19 protein-coding genes are annotated in these 19,197 nt (G+C 70.2%); 10 read left to right on the top strand and 9 right to left on the bottom strand.

Annotated features, from left to right (window positions below):
* Positions 1-105: 105 nt before the first annotated feature.
* The 9 genes from PV419_RS44590 to PV419_RS44630 all read right to left on the bottom strand — a co-directional run bounded on the left by PV419_RS44590 (position 106) and on the right by PV419_RS44630 (position 7,225).
* Positions 106-2,679: a hypothetical protein gene (locus tag PV419_RS44590; protein WP_319698940.1), complete on the bottom strand. Its 2,574-nt coding sequence runs from the start codon at positions 2,677-2,679 to the stop codon at positions 106-108.
* A 154-nt stretch (positions 2,680-2,833) separates the two neighbouring features.
* Positions 2,834-3,394 (bottom strand): hypothetical protein, encoded by a 561-nt coding sequence (locus PV419_RS44595; protein ID WP_319698941.1) that lies wholly within the window; start codon positions 3,392-3,394, stop codon positions 2,834-2,836.
* Positions 3,395-3,509: 115 nt separating this feature from the next.
* A complete protein-coding gene (locus PV419_RS44600) occupies positions 3,510-3,767 on the bottom strand; it encodes a WhiB family transcriptional regulator (protein WP_319698943.1) in 258 nt (85 codons plus the stop codon).
* Between the two features lie 139 nt (positions 3,768-3,906).
* Complete coding sequence (locus tag PV419_RS44605) at positions 3,907-4,446, bottom strand: ATP-binding protein (protein WP_319698945.1); 540 nt, start codon at positions 4,444-4,446, stop codon at positions 3,907-3,909.
* A 165-nt stretch (positions 4,447-4,611) separates the two neighbouring features.
* Complete coding sequence (locus tag PV419_RS44610) at positions 4,612-4,839, bottom strand: hypothetical protein (RefSeq protein ID WP_319698947.1); 228 nt, start codon at positions 4,837-4,839, stop codon at positions 4,612-4,614.
* 34 nt (positions 4,840-4,873) lie between these two features.
* Positions 4,874-5,020 (bottom strand): hypothetical protein, encoded by a 147-nt coding sequence (locus tag PV419_RS44615; RefSeq protein WP_319698949.1) that lies wholly within the window; start codon positions 5,018-5,020, stop codon positions 4,874-4,876.
* Positions 5,021-5,376: 356 nt separating this feature from the next.
* Positions 5,377-5,718 carry a hypothetical protein gene (locus tag PV419_RS44620; RefSeq protein ID WP_319698950.1) on the bottom strand — a complete coding sequence of 114 codons (342 nt, stop codon included), beginning with the start codon at positions 5,716-5,718 and terminating at the stop codon, positions 5,377-5,379.
* A gap of 154 nt (positions 5,719-5,872) precedes the next feature.
* Complete coding sequence (locus tag PV419_RS44625) at positions 5,873-6,289, bottom strand: hypothetical protein (protein ID WP_319698951.1); 417 nt, start codon at positions 6,287-6,289, stop codon at positions 5,873-5,875.
* Positions 6,290-6,436: 147 nt separating this feature from the next.
* Positions 6,437-7,225 carry a hypothetical protein gene (locus tag PV419_RS44630; RefSeq protein ID WP_319698952.1) on the bottom strand — a complete coding sequence of 263 codons (789 nt, stop codon included), beginning with the start codon at positions 7,223-7,225 and terminating at the stop codon, positions 6,437-6,439.
* A gap of 325 nt (positions 7,226-7,550) precedes the next feature.
* On the opposite strand from PV419_RS44630, the gene PV419_RS44635 reads away from it, so the two are divergent.
* From PV419_RS44635 to PV419_RS44680, 10 genes are all read left to right on the top strand, one after another.
* Entirely contained in the window at positions 7,551-8,858 is a 1,308-nt protein-coding gene (locus PV419_RS44635) for a GNAT family N-acetyltransferase (RefSeq protein ID WP_319698954.1), read from the top strand.
* Between the two features lie 970 nt (positions 8,859-9,828).
* Complete coding sequence (locus PV419_RS44640; RefSeq protein WP_319698955.1) at positions 9,829-12,324, top strand: hypothetical protein; 2,496 nt, start codon at positions 9,829-9,831, stop codon at positions 12,322-12,324.
* Positions 12,321-13,163, top strand: coding sequence for a DciA family protein (locus tag PV419_RS44645; RefSeq protein ID WP_319698957.1), 843 nt, complete (start codon positions 12,321-12,323; stop codon positions 13,161-13,163). The genes PV419_RS44640 and PV419_RS44645 overlap by 4 nt, the downstream gene beginning before the upstream one ends.
* A 266-nt stretch (positions 13,164-13,429) precedes the next feature.
* The gene (locus tag PV419_RS44650; RefSeq protein WP_319698959.1) at positions 13,430-14,119 is read left to right on the top strand and encodes a hypothetical protein; all 690 of its coding nucleotides are present in this window, start codon (positions 13,430-13,432) and stop codon (positions 14,117-14,119) included.
* Between the two features lie 27 nt (positions 14,120-14,146).
* Positions 14,147-15,232: an XRE family transcriptional regulator gene (locus PV419_RS44655; RefSeq protein WP_319698960.1), complete on the top strand. Its 1,086-nt coding sequence runs from the start codon at positions 14,147-14,149 to the stop codon at positions 15,230-15,232.
* A gap of 183 nt (positions 15,233-15,415) precedes the next feature.
* Positions 15,416-16,336 carry a hypothetical protein gene (locus PV419_RS44660; protein ID WP_319698962.1) on the top strand — a complete coding sequence of 307 codons (921 nt, stop codon included), beginning with the start codon at positions 15,416-15,418 and terminating at the stop codon, positions 16,334-16,336.
* 124 nt (positions 16,337-16,460) lie between these two features.
* Positions 16,461-16,997, top strand: a complete 537-nt coding sequence (locus PV419_RS44665) for a hypothetical protein (protein WP_319698964.1) — start codon at positions 16,461-16,463, stop codon at positions 16,995-16,997.
* A gap of 335 nt (positions 16,998-17,332) precedes the next feature.
* A complete protein-coding gene (locus PV419_RS44670) occupies positions 17,333-17,548 on the top strand; it encodes a hypothetical protein (protein WP_319698966.1) in 216 nt (71 codons plus the stop codon).
* Positions 17,549-17,854: 306 nt separating this feature from the next.
* Positions 17,855-18,145 (top strand): hypothetical protein, encoded by a 291-nt coding sequence (locus tag PV419_RS44675; protein ID WP_319698968.1) that lies wholly within the window; start codon positions 17,855-17,857, stop codon positions 18,143-18,145.
* Positions 18,138-18,434 carry a hypothetical protein gene (locus tag PV419_RS44680; protein WP_319698970.1) on the top strand — a complete coding sequence of 99 codons (297 nt, stop codon included), beginning with the start codon at positions 18,138-18,140 and terminating at the stop codon, positions 18,432-18,434. The genes PV419_RS44675 and PV419_RS44680 overlap by 8 nt, the downstream gene beginning before the upstream one ends.
* The last annotated feature ends 763 nt before the right edge of the window (positions 18,435-19,197 follow it).

Consider the following 19,197-nt stretch of genomic DNA (forward strand, 5'->3'; position numbering starts at 1 on the left):
GCGGACGAGCGGCCTGCCGGCCGTGGCCGTCACCGGACCGCGCTCGGTGGGCGAGCGCGGTCCGGTGGCGACTATGAGCGGCAGGGCGTCGTGCGGGCGGTCCGGTCAGCGGACCGTGTGCTGCTTGAGGGCGACGGCGATCTGTCCGGCGCGGTCTGTGGCGATGGAGCCGCCCTCGGTCCGGACCGCCTTGGCGATGTTGGTCCGGTTCAGAGGCTCGTTCGCGGTCCGGAGCCGGTCCAGCGCGGTCCGCTCCAGGTCCGTGAGCGTGATGACCGTGCGGCCCGGACCGCCTGCCTCGCCCCGGTCCGGACCGTTTGCGCTGACCGGTGCCTCCTGGTCGGCCGGTCCAGTGCGGTCCACATCCTGGGGTCCGGGAGCGGCGCCGGTGGTCCGGACCGTCACCCCGCGTGTGGCCGCCGCGCTCTGGGTGGCAGCCACGGTCCGAGGTCCACGGTCCGGACCGGGCCCGGTCGGCAGGTCAGCGCTCTGCGGTCCGGCCGGACCGGCCTCCAGGGCGAGCGCCGGTCCGCCGGTCCGGTCCGTGGCTCCTGCGGTCCGGACCGGACCGTGGACCGCCTTCCGGTCGGCCGGACCGGACCGGACCGCGTACCCGCCGTGCTGGACCGGGCGGACCGGAGCGGGGCTTTCCAGCGGTCCGTGCCGGTCCGTGCGGGTCAAGGTGAGGACGGTGGGGATGGCGGCCGGTCCGTGATCGTCGGCCCCGACGCGGGGGACGACGACCCGGTGCAGGGCCAGGCCGGTCCGGACCGCCTTGCGGTCCGCGAGCTGTGCACCGGCTGCGGTCCAGGCCCGGTCCAGTGTGGTCAGGCGCGAGTCGGTGATCGCGAGGGACCAGGCGGTGAAGCTGTGGACCGGGTAGCGCAGCCAGCGGACCGCCCCGATGGAGGGCCGCGCCTTGGCGACCTTGCCGTCCTCACGGAGCTTGCGGCGGTGGATCAGCGAGGCATACAGCTCCCACAGCACCATGCCCACGATGCTCATGGCGGCGAACGCCACCGCCTTCGGGGTGAAGTGCCAGTAGGTGATCTGCTCCGTCCAGATCTCCTCCTTCGCGTCCCAGACCCGGCTCCCGGCCACAGGCTGCCCGGAGGCGTGCCAGAAGTTCATGACCGCCGCCCCGAGGGCGAAGATCCAGGTGGAGACCCGGTAGAGGGTTCCGGCGTCGCCGCTCTGGCGGGCCTGGTGGTACATCCAGCCCACGAACGCCGTCGACAGCTCCCAGGCGGCGGCGAACAGGATCGTGAACGGGACGACCCAGCCGAGGATGTCCTCGGCGAACCCGGCCTGGCCCGTCCACGCCACGGCCATCGGGGCGATGATCGGACCGATCACCATCAGGCGTTCCGCGTTGACCTTCACGAATTGCTTCACGCGGTCGGTCACGGACGGCTTCCCGGCGCGGGACGCGGCCCGCAGCTCACGGGCCTTGGCCCTGCGGGCCTCCTTCGCGTCCCTGCGCTCCCCTTTGGCCTGGAGCTTGAGGCGCTTGCGCTCCAGTGCCTGCTCGGTACGGTCGGTGGCGCGCTTCATCCGGGCGGCGGCTTCGGCCACCATGTCGTCGGCGGCCTTCAACGTGACGTCCGCGTCCGCTTCCCGCAGCCGGGCCTGCGCCAGGGCCTGCTCGGCTTCCTTGAGCTCCGCGTCCCGTTTGGTCCGGGCCGCGGCCAGGATTCGGTCGGCCTCCTCGCGGGCGGTGCGGGTCAGCCGCTCGGCGTCCTCGGCCGCCGTCGCCCGCAGCCGGCCCATGTCCTCCTTGGCGAGCGCGCGCGTACGAGCCGCATCCGCGCGGGACGCCTCCCGCTCGCGGGCGGCGTCCTCACGCAGCTCGGCGGCCGCCTTCTCCCCTTCGGTGCGCACCTGCGCGGCCTGGGCGACCGCACTCTCGCGCAGCCCGTCGGCCTCGCCTCGCGCCCGCTCCAGGAGCTGTTCGGCGTCGGTGGTGGCACGGGTGCGGGTCTGTGCCGCGGTGCGCTCCGCCGCCGTGAGCAGTTCGGTGCACGCGCTCTCCCCGTCGGCGAGGGCCTTCGCGGCGGCCTGAGCGGCCTCCGTGCGGATCTGCTCCGCCTGCGCGGCCGCCGTGGTGGCGACCTCGTCCGCCTGTCGGCGGGCGTCGGCGAGCAGCTGCTCCGCCGTCGCTTCGGCGGCGGAGCGGACCTGGTCAGCCGCGCCGGACGCCTTCGTCGTGACGGTGTCGGCCTCCGCGCGTGCGTCGGTGAGCAGCTGCTCCGCCGTCGTTTCGGCGGCGGCGCGGACCTGCTCCGCGTCGGCGGCCGCCGTGGTGGCGGCCTCCGTGCGGACCCGTTCGGCGTCCGTCGCGGCGACGGCCAGGAGGCGGGACTGCTCCGCGGTGGCAGCCTCGGTGATCGAGGTCGCCTCGGTGCGCGCGCCGTCCAGCAGCTCGGTGCGCGCGCTCTCCGCGTCGGCGAGGATCCGCGCGACGTCGTCGGCGGCCAGGTCCCGAAGGTCGGCGGCGTGGTCCGCGGCGTCGGCCACGACCGGGTCGGCCTCCTCGAACACCAGCGGCGCGGTGTCCTCGGGGGCGGCGGCCTGCGCGGGAACGGTGGCCGGCGCCTGTGCCTTGGTGCGCCCGTTGGCGCGGGGCTTCGCGGCCGCGGCGTTCTGGCGCCTGCGGCGGGTGGCGGTCTTGGGGGCCACGGTGTTGTCCTCTCTTACTTCCGGCGCCTCCGTGCAAGAGGTCACCGCGGTCGGCGTCGGGTCGGTAGGGTCGTGACCAGGCCCTCCGGGGCCCCGGCAGCTCAAATGCCGGGGACTCGGAGGGCCCTTGTGCTGGTGCGGTCAGTGCCTGGGGTCAGGCAGCCGCCGCTTCCTGGCTGGGCCCGTAGGTGCGGGCGAACCGGGCGCCCGCGGTCAGCAGAGTGGTGATGTCCGCCTGGGTGCGGTGCTGCCGCTCCGACCACGGCGTTGCGCGGGCGGAGTCCGATCCGGTGTGGGCCTGGATCAGCCGGTCCAGGACGTAGCTGGCCACGGAGGCGGTGTCCGTGTCGCCGTGCTCGCCGTCCTCGCCGACGTGGCGCAGCGCGGTGGACAGGGTCCACCGCGGATCGTTGTCGCTCTCGTCGCGGACGAACCGCAGCAGCGCCCGGACCATCGCCTTGACTGTCATGGAGTCGTCGTCGGCGAGGTCCGTGCCGCTCGACCAGTCCCGGTTGTAGCTGTGGACGCGGATCCAGCCGTCCTTGTCGAGCAGGGCGATGGTGGCCTCCAGGTGGCGGGCCACGGCCTCGCCGGAGGACTCCTCGCCGGACGGGCCGATCCACACCGGCAGGTAGGAGTCGGCGGTGATCTCCTGCGCCCTGTGCAGCGTGGCATCGGTGAACACGGCAGTGGGGGTGGTCGTCGTCTTGGGCATGCGCGCCTCATCTCAGGGTCGTTGGGTCCGGACTGTCCGGCTCCCCGTCACCGCCCGACCCGGCCGCCACGAGGTGGGCGGTCGGTGCGGGCGGATCAGGCAGCCGTCAGAGCGGTCAGGCCGCAGCGTTGCGAGCGCGCCGACGGGCGGCGCGGCGCTTCATGGCGCGGCGCTCGTCCTCGCTCAGGCCGCCCCAGACGCCGGATTCCTGGCCGGACTCCAGCGCCCACTGCAGGCACTGCTCCATCACCGGGCAGCGGCGGCAGACCGCTTTGGCTTCCTCGATCTGCAGCAGGGCCGGGCCGGTGTTGCCGATGGGGAAGAACAGCTCGGGGTCTTCCTCGCGGCATACGGCGTTGTGTCGCCAGTCCATGACGTCCTCCGTCGTGTCGTGTGGTGAAGATCGGATGCCGACCCGGGACCGGGTGGCAGGAGATGAGGAGCGGGCGCGCGGTGATCTCGGCCCATGTGAAGGGCTGACCTCCCGCGCGCCCGCTCCTCGAGGAGATTCGCTACGCAGCCGCGAGCGCGCGCACCTGGCAACGGACCTGCTTGCCGATCGGCGAGGGCGCGACGGTCCAGCCGGGCGCGAGCACGTCCAGCAGGTAGAGACCACGCCCGGACTCCGCCTCGGCGCTGTCCATCGCCGCCTCGCTACGGTCCAGCGGCAGATCGCCGCGGGAGTCGTGCACGGCGACCGTGATGCTGGCGTCGGTGACGTGTACCTCTACAAACAGCAGCGTGCCGTCGCCGCAGGCCTTCACCGCATTGCTGATCAGCTCGGAGACGACGAGCTCGGCGGCCTCGGCGGTCGCGCTGTCGGCCCCGTACTGCACCGGCACCGTGGCGGTCAGCTTCCGAACGGCGCTGAGAGCGTCATCCGAGGCCGCCATCTGGGCGACGAACCCGCGGGCGCGGTGACGCGGGAACAGCCCGCGCACGGGCGGGAGTTGCGGCCGCTCCTGGCGGTCCAGCCGGGCCCGGCGCAGCGCCTCCCTCGTGCTCGGGTCACTGTGGCCCGGGTGTGCTTCAAGAGTTGGGGGAGGTGTCATGATGGTGTGCAAGGTCGTGGTCCTCTCTTCCGTCGATGGGTGGATGGGTGAGCGACCGGCGAAGGCCCCGGGGTGCGATCCCGGGGCCTTCATCGTGGGGACGTCCTGCTGACCCCCTGTCGTCGCCGTCGTGCGACGGCGGCGACAGGCAGTGCAGGACTGCAGTCACGGCCCGAGGCCGTGTTCGGGACGCCGACCACGGCGAACGCGTTCCGGGGTCGGGTGGATGGCGTGCACGGGGTGGCCGGCGTCCCAGGCGAGCGCGGCCGCCAATGAGGCGGCCGCGAGCAAAGTGCAGGTGAGCGGATGAGCCAGTCCACAGGTCGCGACCGCCCGCGCGGCGCGGTACTGCGCGGCACGGGCGGCACGTATGCCGGACGGGATAACGATCACCGGCCGTCCTGGTCGACGGACTTGTCGACGCAAATCACAGGGAGGCTCCGGGAAGCCGGATGGGCAACTCGGGGTGCTCCTTCGCCGTCGGGGGCGGGGGCGGTGTCTGCTGGCCCTGGGGGCGGTCGGCTCGGTCGTGGTCCTGGGCTACGACGGCCAGGCGTGCGATGGTGTGATTCACAGGTTGCCTCTCGTCAGTGATGTGCCTGTGCGCGGCGTCCAGGGGGCCTAGCCCTGGGCGCCGCTTGTGTGTTGTGGAGTCGGATTCCGGCTCCTCTGGCTGCAGGATTGGAGTCCTGCAGCCAGAGGAGGCGGCGGGCCCACGGTGATCCCGCCCCGGTGGGGTGGGATCACCGTGGGCCCGCTACCACTGCTGATTGCCGAGTGTGTTGGCGACGTCGCGTCGACCTCCTCGGCCGCCGCAGCGGCGACGGCTTGCAGACAAGCAGTGGTGTCCGGCTGCCAGGCCCCTTCGCGTGATGGCGTCTGCGGCGGCGGCCTGGGCAGCACGGGCTATGGCGTCCAGTTCACTGCTGATCAGTCGTCGTCCTGCGGCTTGATCGGGTCGTCGTCTCCCTGCCCACACCAGTCAGCGGTGGGCACAGGGATGCTGACCCGGTAGCCCAGGGCAATGCAGGCCGGGCAGGTCCAGTAGGTGACGCCGAACCAGCCGCTGCACCGGTCGCACTGCTGCATCGGACCGTTTGCGGCGGGGAGCCAGGCGCGGGCAGCACCCACCACGCCCGTGCGGCCCGGCTGCGGGATGACCACGCGCAGCTCGGTGTCCGTCTCGTCCCGCATCGGACCCTGCTCGGTGTCCTCGCGGTCCACATCCTCAATCACCTCGTGTAAGGCGAGAGATGAGATCATGCTGTTCACAGGTGCCTCCTCATCAGGGGCCTGTTGAAGACAGCCCCGGAGGGTCAGAGCTCCGGGGTTGTCGTCTTTTGACTGCTCGGACGAGCAGCCACGACCCGCGACACCGGCTGTATCGGCGGGTGTCGGGGGCCGTGGCGGCTGGTACGGATTGGCGTCAGGCGGCCGCCGCGACCGCGGCGGGGCGGCGGCCGAACACGGCGGCCGGCGTCGGGATAGGCCCCGCTGCCACGATGCGCGGCAGCCTCTTCACGGCCACGGCCCGCGGCAGCACGGTCGGGCCCTTGTCGACGCGAACCTCATTCCCGTCAGGCACGGGCGAGAGATAGCGGCGCAGCACGATGCGCGCCTGTCGGGTCAACCAGTCCGGCAAGGCACTCGGGGCGTCGGTGATATCCACGCGACGCGAGTCGAGCGCGCCGGTCCAGGTCTCCCGGGCCAGATCCTCGGCTGCCCGCCAATCGGTGGCGGGCAGGCGGTTGGTGATGTAGCTGAGCAGCGCGTCCTGGTGGTCGATAAACAACTGCTCCGCTGACGAGTAGCGGCGGTCGGTACGGGGCGCGATCGTAGGCATGGGTCGATCTCCTTGACGTGGGTGATCGACAAAGGCCCCGGGATTCGGTGATCCCGGGGCCTTTATCGTGGGACGTCCTGCGTCCCCCTGCCGCCGCCGAACCCCGCAGATCAGCGGGCCGACGGCGATAGGTAGTGCAGGGATAGATCAGTTCGTTCGAGCTTGCTCATGGCGCAGACGATCCGTGCGTCGCACCGACGGCTCGACTCGGCGCCACTGGGCCGCGCGGAAGCGGGCGCGCGCGTCACTCTCCTGACGTTCGGTGCGCAGCTGCTCCCGCTCACGGGTCGCCTGCTGCTCCTGGGTCAGGGTCCAGGTGGCTCCGGTGTGGAGCTCTCGCAGCTCCAGCTCTCGGCCGACCTGGCATCGAGCCCCGTTGCGGCATACGTCGCAAGTGACCCGATGGGTGGCGACGGCCTGAACAGCGCGGACCCGCTCGGAGATCAGGGTGTGCTCGCCAGGCCGGTACCGGTCACGCAGCGCCCTGGCTGCGAAGCAGGAGTCGCCGCGTTGGCATGCTCGGCACCTCGCGCGGTGCTCAGTCAGCGCTTCACGGTGCCGGTCCTGCGCGGCAGCCTGCGGCTTCGGGGTAGCGCCCATCCGGCTGATCGGCGGTGGGGTCGTGGTTCGCGGCTTGCGGTTGACCCGGTTACTGCGGCGTCCGGTCACGGTGGCGTCGACCTCGGCGACCTTGCGGCTCCACTCGGCCAGGTCCACGTCGATGTCCACGCGGCGAGCGCTGCCGGGACACCGACGGCCATTCTTCCTGCGCTCGGTGCGCTCCAGGTGGTGGGCCCAGACCATGTTGCGGCGCAACGGGTGCCACTCGGAGCAGTCCGGGCACACGATGGATCGGCGTTCGCCCTCGCGGAGTTGGACGTTGGAGACGGGGAGTTCACTGATCTTTAGCGGAGGGCGCTTCATGTTGGGCTTCACGTGGTCTCCGTGACGACGGCTCGTGCAGGGGCATGTGGGTGCGATCTCCGCAGCTCAGGGACACAGGTGGGGCCCTGAGCGCGTGGACACCGCATCACAGTGCGGGGGTGGTGCTCCCGTTCGGTGAGGGATCTCGTGACCTGCTGGTCGTCACCTCGGACGCGAACGAGTTATCAAGTTGTAGCGCGCACTTGAACTACTCGAAGTAGATTGACTACTCAATGCGCAACGCGTCGATGCTGACACCCCGAGCGAGCACAGGTCAAGAGGGAAGACCTGATCGGGTAGATTGACTACTCATTGGTCACACCTGTAGACAGGTTCCATGGCAGTCAGCGGCAGGCCCCGAGCCCTCTATCAGCGCATCGCGGACAAGCTCCGCGCGGAAATCGCCGATGGCACGCTCGGGTCGGGCTCACGTCTGCCGACAGAAGCGGAGATCGCGGCCGAGTGGGACACCACCCGGTCAACCGCCGTTCAGGGCCTACGCGTGCTGGTGAACGAAGGGCTCATCGTCTCCGACCGCCCAAGGGGCTACTTCGTCCGCAGTCGCCGGGCGATGGTCTACAGACCACAAGCCGAGTTCCGGAAGCGGCCGCTGTCACCGGAACTCGACGCCTTCCTCACCGAGATGGCAGAGGATGGGCGCGAGGCTAGCCAACGCATCGAGGTCCAGGTCATCACCCCTCCCCGTGAGATCCGCGAGCGGCTTCGCCTGGGCGAAGGGGAACTCGTGGCCGTGCGGCGCCGTGTCCGCTTCGTGGACGGTGTGCCGTACAACACCAACGACTCGCACTTCCCGCTGTCCCTGGTTCATGACAGCGAGATCATGAACCCCGATGACATTGCTCGCGGCGCCAACACGGTGCTCGCCGAACTCGGCTACGAACAGACCCGCGCTTGGGACGAGATCCAAGTCCGTATGCCAACCCCCGAGGAGTCCGACCGCCTCCAACTGGGTCCCGGTACGCCAGTCGCAGTGCACCTCTGCATCGGCTACACCCAGGACGGCAAGCCGGTGCGCGCAGTCGTCAACGTTCTACCAGGCGACCGACACGTCATCGCCTTCGAGCGCAGTCGCCCCTCGCTCGGCGCCGATCCACTAATCCGTCAGGCCGTTGAAGGCGACATTCGCACCGTAACCGAACTCTGGGCACACGCTGCAGCCTGGCTTCGCGACCGTGGGATCGACCAATGGCAGTACCCGCCCCGCGCCGAACGCATCAAGGAGAACATCACCGCAGGCGAGTGCTGGATCGTAGAAGACGACGGCGTTCCCATCGCCACCATCACCGTCGACGCTCACGCCGACCCCGACTTCTGGACGCCCGAGGAGGCCGCTGAACCTGCCCTCTACGTGCACCGCATGGCCATACGCCGTGATGTCAGCGGACTGGAGCTTGGGTCCGCCATGCTCGACTGGGCCAGCCAGCGCGCCGCCGATCGAGGAGTCCAGTGGCTGCGTCTTGACGCCTGGAAGGGCAACAGCGGCCTAGCGACCTACTACAGCAGCCGCGATTTCACTCTTGTGCGAACGGTCGACAAAGCGGACCGCCGGAGTGGCGTTCTCTTCCAGCGGCCGGCCGGCCAAACCCGCAACGTCGGCCCGAAGCTGATAACTCGGGAGGGCTGATGAAGAACCAGCTTCCCCACGACACGGCCGCCCCTGGAAGCCCCAACGCCTCGTGGGGGAGTAGGGTGTCTCCGACGTTGATCAAAAAGTGGAGTGGCCCCGTCGACCGGCCTTGGACAAGCCGGGAGGGGCCACAGTGGCCGACGGATCTTGTGAGAGGGATCCGGTGGCCTGCCGACCACCCTTCAGCAACCGTTAGGTGATCGACATGGATCAGGGTACCCGTACCCTCTCCCAGACGCACCGCACCCCGCCGTGGTGCCAGCAGCCGCGTACGCGTGATCGCTGGCCCTTCGGCGGGGTGTTTGTGTTGCCCGTGGTCACCCCAGCGCACACCTCTGGCGTGGAGGGGGTTGGGATGATCTAGCTCTTCGGGGCGGCGCCCTTTCGGGACTTCGTTGCCGCCCCGGGTCGCTCCCGGTGATTGCCGTCACCAGGCCAGCGCCCTTCGCGTCTCCGTCGGCCTTGCCGGGCCTACGGAGGAATTGTTCGACCGGTTGCCGCCGTATCGAACGGTTCGATTTCAGGTTCCGGAGAGAACCAAGACCACCCAGCGGGGAGGCCCTTTTGTGCTTCCCGCGTGGCGGGAGGCAAGGAACATCTTGCACCACAACTTCACGGCTCGCCATCTTTGGCGGGCTCGCGTACGCCGGATTTACCGGCGTGACCGGCTGGAGCACCGGTCAATCGAGACGAACGTCACACTCGCTCGTGTGTCCGAGTGTCGCCCGAATGCCGGGCGGCACGCCTCTGGCCATGGCCGCGTCGTGCTGTCGTACAGCGCGCCGTGCCGCGCCCTGCTGCCTGTCGCCGTGTGCGCGGCGCGGCGGCCGCCGACGCGTCGGCTGGTTGTTCGGGCGGTTCGGTGAGTGCCACGGCGGTGGGTGCCGCTGCGGGTGGGCGGGGGTTGGGTCCGCGGCCGCGTCGACTGCGGTCAGTCCCGGCCTCCGGACAGGCGGGCGACGGCGGCGTGGATGAACCGCTGCGCCTTGGACGGCGGATGCGGTTGCGGTTGCTCGCCGCGGTCCAGGCGCTGCTGGCGGACCCGTCGCTGGTCGGGTTGAAGGATGCGCCGCGGCTAGCAGCGGTCGTGCTGTACGCGAAGTCGCGGGCGCCCAAGGGCAAGAAGAACGACCTCCAGACGTCGATCTGGGCTGCGGAGCTGGGGCGCTGGCTGGGAGTGGGCGAGTCGACAGTCCACCGCAACGTGCTGTCCCCGCTGCGGAAATCGGACGCCTTGCACACCCAGGTGGTGACGGACGCGAAGGGGCACCCGACCGGGCTGGACTGCCTAATCATGCCTCTGTGGAACGCCCGCAAGGGCGGGGGAGCGGCGCACCCTCTAGCGCTGTCGAAGGCCGAGTTGGCGACGTTGCTGCGCCTGATCGAGGCGCTGTTCGGGCCGGGCTGGGCGTCGAAGGACAAGGAGCCGATCCCGGCCGGGCTGCTGGCCGGCCGTACGGGTAAAGGCGCGGCGACGGACCGGCTCGGGCTGCTCCTGATGGTGCTGAACGCGCGCGCGTCGGGCTGGCTGCAGCTGTGCGGCGGCTCGGTGAAGAAACGGGAGGGGCGCGGGGCGGCGACGCTGGCGCGGCTGCTGGGCTGCTCGCCGTCCGGGGCTCGGAAGGTCTTGGCCCGGTTGACGGAGGCCGGTGTCGTGGCGCGGCAGCGGAAGGCGACGGCGACGCGGATGAACGGCCGCGGCCGGGTCATGCTGCTGCCGGTCGCCCGCGCGTACGGCCGGGTCCTGGCGTCTGTGGAGGCTGCTTCGGGCCCGGAGGCGGTGTTTTCGCAGCGTCCCGATGGTGCAGTCGGAGATCATGCCCCGGCCGACACCGCTGGTGCCCTTGGTGCAGCTGAGGTTCCGGGTGCTGAGGGTGCCGGGGGTGCGGAAGATCGGGAGCGTCCCGATGGTGCAGAGTTCCACGCAGACCACGCATCTGTGGTTCCTCTCATCGTCTCTCCGCAGCTCTCTGGTGGTTTTTCCGGCGAAGGCCGTGAGGGCAACGGCGGTCAGCCGAAGCGCGCGTGCGTGCGCGAGGGCCAGGCCGCCGATGGCGACGGCGCCGTCGCCACGGACGGGTTGTCGGTGGCAACGGTCGGCCCGCTGCGCGGGGAAAAGCCCACCAACTCCCCGGCCGATGAGCGAGACGAGCAACGTCCCGCCGAAGCTGGGGCCAGTACCCGACCGCGGGCCGTGGCAGGCGGAAAAGCACAGCAGCAGCGGAGGGTCGGCCTTCCGAAGGATCTTGATCTGCGGGTTGTCCTGACTCCGGTGGTGGGGCTGTGGGAGCAGCTGAACCGCTGGCAGCAGGACCAGATCGAGCGGTCGGCGTCGGTGGAGCTGGGGCGGCTGAAGAACTTGCTGATGCAGCCGGAGGCCGCGGCGCGATTGCTGGCCGACCGGCTCACCGACCGGCTGGAAGAGACCGGAGGTGAGGCCCTGGTCAGCAGCCCGTTCGGTTGGATCACCCGGCGGGGCCTGGTACAGCGACCGGCCTGCTCGGACGTGCGGTGTGACGACGGGATCCGCCTGGATACCGGCGGCGAGTGCGACAACTGCGGCAACGTGATTCACATCCGGCGCGCCCGGCGGGCCCGGATTGCGGCGGAGATCGACGCGCAGCTGCCCGGTCTCACTGATGGCGAGCGCCGTCAGGTCCTCGAGGACCGGCTCCGCAAGCACGCTGCGGTGGAGGCGGAGGACTTCGTGTGGCGCCGTGAGCAGGCCCGCGCGGCGCAGGCCAGCCGTGACGCAGCCCGTGCGGCGGCCCAGGAGCAGCGGGAGCGCGAGCGCGCGGCCGCGGTGGCCGCGGAAGTGGTCCGTCAGGCGCTGCCGTGTGAGGACTGCGGGCAGGAGCGGGCGGCCGGGCTGTGCGAGGCGTGCGGCTACCGGCGTCGGACCGAGGCTCTGATCGTGGAGGCTGGGCTGGTCGCGGCCACCTGGTCCGCGGCCTTGGACGACCCGGGCGCCGTCGCCGCCGTCACCGCCCACGTCCGCGCGTCGCTGGAGGCCGACATCGAGGCCGCCCGCGTGAAGTTCCTGGAGCTGCTGGACCCTGACGAACTGGAAACGAACCCGGTCGCAGCGGCTTCCGCGCTCCCCTTCGCCGCGCTCCAGGCGGTGGAGCAGGCGGCGCCGGAGTACCGGCGGTGCGCGCTGGCGATGCTCAGCCGGACCGAGGAAGCCGAAGCCGAGGCCCGCCGGGCATACGCGACCGAGCAGAACCGCCGCTGGTTTCGGGCCAACCCGAACGGCGCGGACGCCGTCGCCGCCGCAACCAAGGCCGCCGACACCGCCCGGGAGCGCGCCGCCCAGTACCTGCTCGAGGCGCGGCTGGAGCAGCTGCGCGGACAGGCCGCGGGCCACACCGAGGCGGTCGGCCCCGCGTCGTGGGCGGACCGGCTGCCCGAGCTCGCCGCCCGGCCCCTCGATGGCGACCCGGCCGGGGCGGTGATCGCATGAGCGCCGAGCTGAGCGGCGTCGACCTCGCGCGCCAGGCCTTGGTCGCGGCCCGGGAAGCGGCGAAGAAGAACGGCGGCCGCCGCCAGGAGAAGCCGAAGCGGTCCCGGGCGCGGGTGGTGCGGCGGGACGGCCGCGAGCCGCTCGGGATTGCCGCCGCGATCTCCCTGATGATGACCGAGCGCGGCATGGTCGCCCCAGCCGCCGGCGGCAGCGTCCTCGCCCGATGGGAGAGCATCCTCACCGCGGCGGCGCCTGAACTCGGCGGGCACGTCGAGGCGGTGAAGTTCGACGCGGACACCGGCCGCCTGGACGTCGTCCCCGCCGCCCCGGCCTACGGCACCAAGCTGCGCTGGAGCGCGCCGAAGCTGATCGCGGCAGCCAACGAGCAGGTCAAGGGCGCAGGAGTCCGCACCCTGCACGTCCTGCCGCCCGCCCCCGGTACGGTCGGCCACGCCTCGGAGGCCGCCGCCCCGGCCGGGCAGCCAGCTGCGCCCGCCGAGCCGGTGAAGGCGCGGGAGACGGCCTCGGACGGCTACCGGCGCGCACTCGAAGCCCACCGCGAGGCAGTGCCCGCCCGGCGCGTCGACCCGGCCATCGCGGAAGCGCTGGAGCGGCAGACCCGCGCGATGCGCGAGCTCAGTCGTCGGGCGTTCCCCGAGCCGGATGCCGTCTCGGACGATGGGTCGGCCCCGATCGAGGCAGTCCGTGCCCAACGCCGCCGCCAGGCCGCGGCCACCGAGGCTGCCGCTCTGCGCCAGGCCCGGGCCGAGCGCGCCCAGAAGTTGGGCGGCCCGGACATCGGGACTCAGGCACCAGGCGTGATCCGGCGTACGGCGTGAATGCGCACGGGCGGAGTCACTCGGCTGGAATGCGAGAAGTGCCGATGCCGCGGCTGCGTTGTCCTTTCCACTGGACTGAGGGTGTGTCTCTGACGGCTGGACGATATGACGTGGCCGGGCGAGGAATGGCGAGTACCCGTAGGGCCACCTGACGAGATGGCCGGCGAGACGTGACTTATTCGATCATGTGTGCGATGATCGGCAAGGTTTCAAAAACGGGCCCTCATTTCAGGTACGGTTCTTGAAACCTACTCAGGGGAGGGGCTGTGAACAGCGAACAGCCGTCGCGCTACGCGTCGGACCTCGCGCAGCTCGGTGTCAGCGCGGAACTCTTCAGCGAAGCCACCGACTATGCCGCCGAACAGGCACGCATGTGCAGTGAGTTCGACGCACCGTCCATGCCCGGTTCCATCTTCTGGAGCCGCGCGAACCGCTACCTAGCCGAGATCTTGACCGACAGGGAGAAGCATGACCCGCCGTGGAACTGGACGAAGCGCGACAGCATCCTGCGCGTCGTCCACCCCAGCGGGTCTCACGCCATCACCGCCATCAGCGCCCACGGCGGCGTAGCCGACCTGGATGCCAAGGTGCGGTCCAAGAACCCCAAGGGGCGCGCCATGGCGCACCTGGTGGAGAACAACGCGAAATTCGAAGCGCTGACCGGGCAGGGTGTCTTCTACTCAAGTGACGACATCGCGTTCGGCCGCGAGCTGGACGAAATTCCGCTGTGGTTCCTGCTCTACGGGAAGAACAAGGACGGCTCGCTGGCAGCAGAACTGTCCCTGCCCGTTAAAATGGACGGACAGTTCGTGAACGAGTGGAGCAAGCGAATCCCCGTGTTCACCAACAGGCCCGACCCGGGAATCAACATCGACCTCCTGGACAAGCCCGAAGAGAAAACCACCAACGTCAACGTGGCCCTCAAGGACCCAAAGAAAACAGCAGAAGACTCGTAGAGTCATTCACCCCAGGAGCTGAGGAAAGTGTTTACCCCCGAAAGGCTGGTACTCGCGCGCAAGCGGCGGCGTATGACCCTGGCCGCCCTCGCCCGCAAGGCTGACATCTCCGCTCAGAGCCTTACCGCCTTCGAGAACCACCGAAAGAATCCTTCGGCGGAAACACTTTCCTCGCTCGCCACCGCCCTCCGCTTCCCCATCTCCTTCTTCCACGCCGACCCGGCCCCTGACATGCCTCCCGGCGCCGTCAGCTTCCGTGCCCCGTCCAAGATGAGCGCCGCCGAGCGCGACAGCGCCCTCAGCTCAGGCTCCATCGCCGCCACCCTGAACACCTGGCTCGAGGAGCGCTTCTCTCTCCCCAAACCCGACGTCCCAGCCCTCCCCGAACTCACCCCAGAGCAAGCGGCTGAGCACGTCCGCGGGCTGTGGCGCCTCGGCGAAGCCCCTGCCCCCAACATGGTTCACCTCCTCGAAGCCCACGGCGTACGCGTCTTTTCCCTTGCTCCTGACTGCCTTGACGTTGACGCCTTCTCCACCACCCGCCATGGAACGCCCTACGTATTCCTGAACACCCGGAAGACCGGCGAACGAGGACGCTTCGACGCGGCCCACGAACTCGGGCACCTCGTCTTGCACAGCGGATACCAGTCCCCCCGCGGCCCCGAAGCCGAAGCCGCCGCCGACAGCTTCGCCTCCGCCTTCCTCATGCCCCGCTCCGGAATCCTTGCCCAACAGCTCAACAACGCCAGCGTAGAACGCATCCTCAGCGCCAAGCGCCGCTGGAAGGTCTCCGCAATGGCCTTGGCCTACCGACTGCGCACGATGAAGCTCCTCTCCGAATGGCGATTCCACCAGGCAGCAAAGCAGCTGGCCCAAATGGGCTACCGGAAGGGCGAACCGAACTCCGACCTCGTTCGTGAAAACAGCCAGCTGCTCGCCAAGGTCTTCGAAGCTCTTCGTGGCATCGGCATGACGCCGTCCGAGATCGCGGCCGAGATGAACATCGACCCCGAGGAACTGAACCACTTCGTCTTCGGCCTGATCCCCGTGGGCTTCCAGGGCGGCGGCGAGCTGACGGCGCCTGCCCGCCCAGCGCTGCGCGTCGTCACCTGACACCACTTGGCCCGGCCGTCGGATCGGCCGGCCACCTGACCCCGCGCCCCCGCCATCATCCCGGCGGGGGCGCAGCCGTGTGCTCGGGCACGTACTTACCCGAAACCCAGCAACCAATGCCAAATCGTCGACAGGATGGGGCCGGGGCACGGTCGCCGCCCCTTCCGCTGCTGAGGAGCTGCCATGTTCAACACCACACGACTGTCCGACGGCCTGCCGATCTTGGAGGAGGCGATGCAGCACTTAGAGGTGCAGGCGCTGCCGCCGGGGCAGCACGAGACGGCCGCTCGGTCTCTGGTGGCACGCCAGCGTCGTGAACAGCTCACTGACCGCCGTACCTGGGATGCCGGCGACCCTGCCCCGACCAAGAACGAGTGGGTTCGTGCTGTGCTCGATCAGTCGGGTGCTCTGTGGCGATCTATCCCGGGCAGCGATGTGTGGCGTGAGGTGCCCCGCATGGATCCAGGGAGGACTCCTGGCGCCCCGCTCGAGACCTTCGTGTGGTCCGAGTTGCTGGAGGAGTTGGGACCGGTGACGGAGCCGCCGGCCGCGTGGAGCCGCCAACGCGGTGAGGTGGTGGAAGTACTCCGTGGGGCGGTTGTCGAGCTGGACGACTTGCTGTTCCACACCGTCGGCGCCTACATGGTTGGCACCGAGATCCCGGACGGCCGCATGGGGGAACACGAGGACGATGACGACCTTCTCGACCACGCCACCATGTGGGCCGATCGTCTGGAGAACGCCGTCGAGAAGCTGCGCGCCGCGGCGAGCGCTGCCACGCTGCTCCACGATGAGGTGGTGACTGATCTGACGCAGGCATTGGCGTGTGTCGGCCTCGGTGACAGTCACGCGAAGCGTGGTCCCAATGGGGAGGTCAGCGTGCACCTGTCGCCGGAGAACGCGAATCGGCTCGGCGGCAGGCTGGGTATCAGCACTGACGTGCTGCCGATGAGCCTGCGGGATGTGGGGGTGAAGACCGTGGGTGGGTACAGCGCGGCTCACAGCACCACCGTGCATCTCACGGACGACGGTGGCCGTCTGCTGGTCAAGTTGCTGCACCGGGTGCCGTCCGACGGCAGTGAACCGGAGCAACTGGCCCCCTGACCCGCTTGCCCCGCCGCGATGGTGGCCCTGTGCTCCGGGGCCCGGTGGGCAACCACCCGGGTACTGGTCGTGTGAGGGTAGGTGCCGGCATGACACCTACTCACCCGTCGAATGGAGAACTGGTATGACCGCAGCAGGATCTGACCTGTACGCCCGTGCCGTGCCGATCTTCGGGAAGACGCACCTGGGTGGTGTCGCCTGGCCGTACGGGGTTGCCGACCCGGACCGCTCCCACTACCGCAAGGACGACAGCCCGGCCCGTTACAAGGAGGCGCTGCGGGACCGGCGCGCCGCGCAGCGGGTCGTGACGGAGTGGGCGGAGCGGTTCGGTCTGAAGCAGAGCGAGGCTGGCTGCTGCCCGGTGTGGCTCCAGCGCAGCGTGAGCCGTCGGTGTGTGCCGGAGCGTTGCACGCATTACGGCAATAGCGACCCTGACCGCAGGTGGCTGGACCACCTCACATCGTGGACCAAGGCCGGGAAGCCCGCAGTGCTCACGTCGGCGCCGTACCAGGTCAGCAAAGACGATGAGGCGCGCCTGGCCTGGTGGACGCAGGAGGACTCCCGGCTGTGCCTGGCCCGCGGCACGGGCTGGTACGGGTTCGACACCACGCAGATCGTCATGTGGCGGTCCGATCTGATCGCCACGGTCGATCCGGCGTAGCGCCCTATCGGGTCCGGCTCGGTGACGGTGCCGATGGCTGGGTTCCCCGTCGACGCCCTCGACGGGCTGCGCACCGTCCTCACGCTTTGGGGCTGGCCGGTGGCTGCTCTACCATCCGTTGGACGACGCGATGCGTTGAGCGCACCCTGGACTGATCACCACGGCCTGGCGCCGGCTGGCTATCGGGCGGTCCTTGCGGACCCCGTCGCCAAGTCAGTGTCGGTCCGCCTGGAGAATCCGCGGGGCCGACCTCTCACCTGACCCGGGGCGGCCCCGCGCCCACGTTCACCCCATCGTGGCGTTCCCCACCACAGCACCCTGGGCAACCCCACCCCATGACGACCAACGAGAACGCTGGCGACCGCTTGAGCGAGGCCCACACCGTGCAGGTGCTGAAGCTGCTGAAGGAGATCGCCGAACAGCTGCCGGACGATCTGGAGGGGCAGCAGCGGGCGTTCGACAGCACTCTGCGGTCCGCGTGGGTGGATGGCGAGGAGTGGGCGCTGGAGGTGGTGTCGAAGGCGACCAGGGGCGCGGTGGGCGGCGTTTGACCCTGGACGCGAGAGCGCCCCGGGCCGTGACATCCGGGGCAACCCAGGCTCTTCCGTTCCCCGTGGCGGGTGGCGCCCGATGTTCCCAGGTTCGGGTTCGGCCAAGGCGTCGTTGGTGGCGTCCAGGTACTGGTCGCGGTCCCGCGCGGTGCCCCACAGGTGCGATGCCCAGCGGCCGCGCTGGGACTGCCGCGTCCAGCCTCATGCTGGGCGTGATGCCGCATGCACCGCTCCCATCCGCAACGCCGATCCGGTCGACGGGGCGGTCCGGGACGCGGCAGACTCTGGACAGATGGAAGGGGCAGCATGAGCACACAGCCGATTCACCCGCACGAGCCCGACCGGGTGCCGCGTAACGCCGAGGGCATCGCGGCCACGCTCGACGGCGAGCGGCGGATGGAGTTCTACCGCGAGCTCCTGGCGGCCGCGCCGGAGGCCGCCGAGGCAGTCCTGCGCCGCTGGTGGTGCGAAGCCATGCTCGACACCGACCCGTCCGGTGGCCGGTTCGCCGAGGCCGCGCTGAACGGCACTCTGCCCACGAAGAACGTCGCGGCGGCCATCGCGCGCCGACAGGCAGCCGGGCTGCCTGTTGAGTGAGCCGGACGGCCAGGAGCCGGAAGGCTGGCCTTGTGAACTGTCCGAAGAGGTCGACGCGCTGCTGGCCGACTTATCTCTGCCGGGCGAGGTCTTCGGGGCAATCATCGCGGCGACAGTTCAGATCAACCAGACCCGGGGCATGGTGCCGGGAAGCACCGCCTCGGCGAAGTGGCCCCAGCAAAGACGAATGCCGCTCGGCCGGGACGGGGTACTCGGCGTCGCCGAGTACGTCATCGTTGCCAACGCCGACCCGCCGCACACCGTCCTCACCCGCATCCAGCTGTACTGATCGTCCCTTGGGCCCGTAGCCACACCTCGCGCAGCGCGTGGGGGCCTCGTCGCGGGCGGGGCGGCCGATGGTCGTACCGACCTTCCTGCTCCGGCCGCTGAGGAACGCGCGCCGCGCATGCGAGGGCCGCGGCGAACCGGCGCGGTCGCCGACCACACACCCAGTGCCCCACCTGCCACGACTGGCCCCTGTGTACCTGTGGTCACCGCTACGACCCCAGCGAAGGCAAGACCTGCAGGTGATCACCTATAGCTGCGCCCCACCCGCAGACGAGTGGAACCAGCCGCCGATCTGCTCGAAATCAGCCGCGTATCCGAACGGACGACGTGCCGCACCTCGTCGGCCAGCACGGTTGAACCAGCGGCCCGGCCGCACCGGACGGGCCAACTGGCCGGAGGGGAAGAGCGTGGGCAAACAGACGAAGTGCGGATCGACCGACACCAAGACGGGCAGGCCCTGCCAGAGGCCAGCCATGGTGGGCTACTCCCGCTGCCAGCGGCATCGCGGCGCATGGAACAAGCCGCAGGTGAAGAAGACAAAGAAGCGCTGAACGCGAAACGGTGTCCCCGGGCTGCCCGCAGCCGGGGACACCATGCCGACGTGGACCTGCTGCGACCCGCTTGGTTCGATGTGCGTACCACTAGGTCTGCCAGCACTTCCGGCTAGCGGGTGCGCGGGGGCGCCTGTATCTGATGAAGCGCCGACGGCCGCCGCACGCGGCGCCGGCTGGTGCGCGGCGAGCTCGGCCGGGCTCGCCGCGTAC

The organism is Streptomyces sp. ME19-01-6 (genome assembly GCF_033793745.1).
Taxonomy (GTDB): Bacteria; Actinomycetota; Actinomycetes; order Streptomycetales; family Streptomycetaceae; genus Streptomyces.

Excerpts from the sequence above, each read along its gene's own strand:
- PV419_RS44645 (WP_319698957.1), top strand. The coding sequence starts at position 12,321 with ATGAGCGCCGAGCTGAGCGGCGTCGACCTCGCGCGCCAGGCCTTGGTC.
- PV419_RS44595 (WP_319698941.1), bottom strand. The coding sequence starts at position 3,394 with ATGCCCAAGACGACGACCACCCCCACTGCCGTGTTCACCGATGCCACG.
- PV419_RS44605 (WP_319698945.1), bottom strand. The coding sequence starts at position 4,446 with ATGACACCTCCCCCAACTCTTGAAGCACACCCGGGCCACAGTGACCCG.
- PV419_RS44665 (WP_319698964.1), top strand. The coding sequence starts at position 16,461 with ATGACCGCAGCAGGATCTGACCTGTACGCCCGTGCCGTGCCGATCTTC.
- PV419_RS44675 (WP_319698968.1), top strand. The coding sequence starts at position 17,855 with ATGAGCACACAGCCGATTCACCCGCACGAGCCCGACCGGGTGCCGCGT.
- PV419_RS44625 (WP_319698951.1), bottom strand. The coding sequence starts at position 6,289 with ATGCCTACGATCGCGCCCCGTACCGACCGCCGCTACTCGTCAGCGGAG.
- PV419_RS44600 (WP_319698943.1), bottom strand. The coding sequence starts at position 3,767 with ATGGACTGGCGACACAACGCCGTATGCCGCGAGGAAGACCCCGAGCTG.
- PV419_RS44670 (WP_319698966.1), top strand. The coding sequence starts at position 17,333 with ATGACGACCAACGAGAACGCTGGCGACCGCTTGAGCGAGGCCCACACC.
- PV419_RS44660 (WP_319698962.1), top strand. The coding sequence starts at position 15,416 with ATGTTCAACACCACACGACTGTCCGACGGCCTGCCGATCTTGGAGGAG.
- PV419_RS44635 (WP_319698954.1), top strand. The coding sequence starts at position 7,551 with ATGGCAGTCAGCGGCAGGCCCCGAGCCCTCTATCAGCGCATCGCGGAC.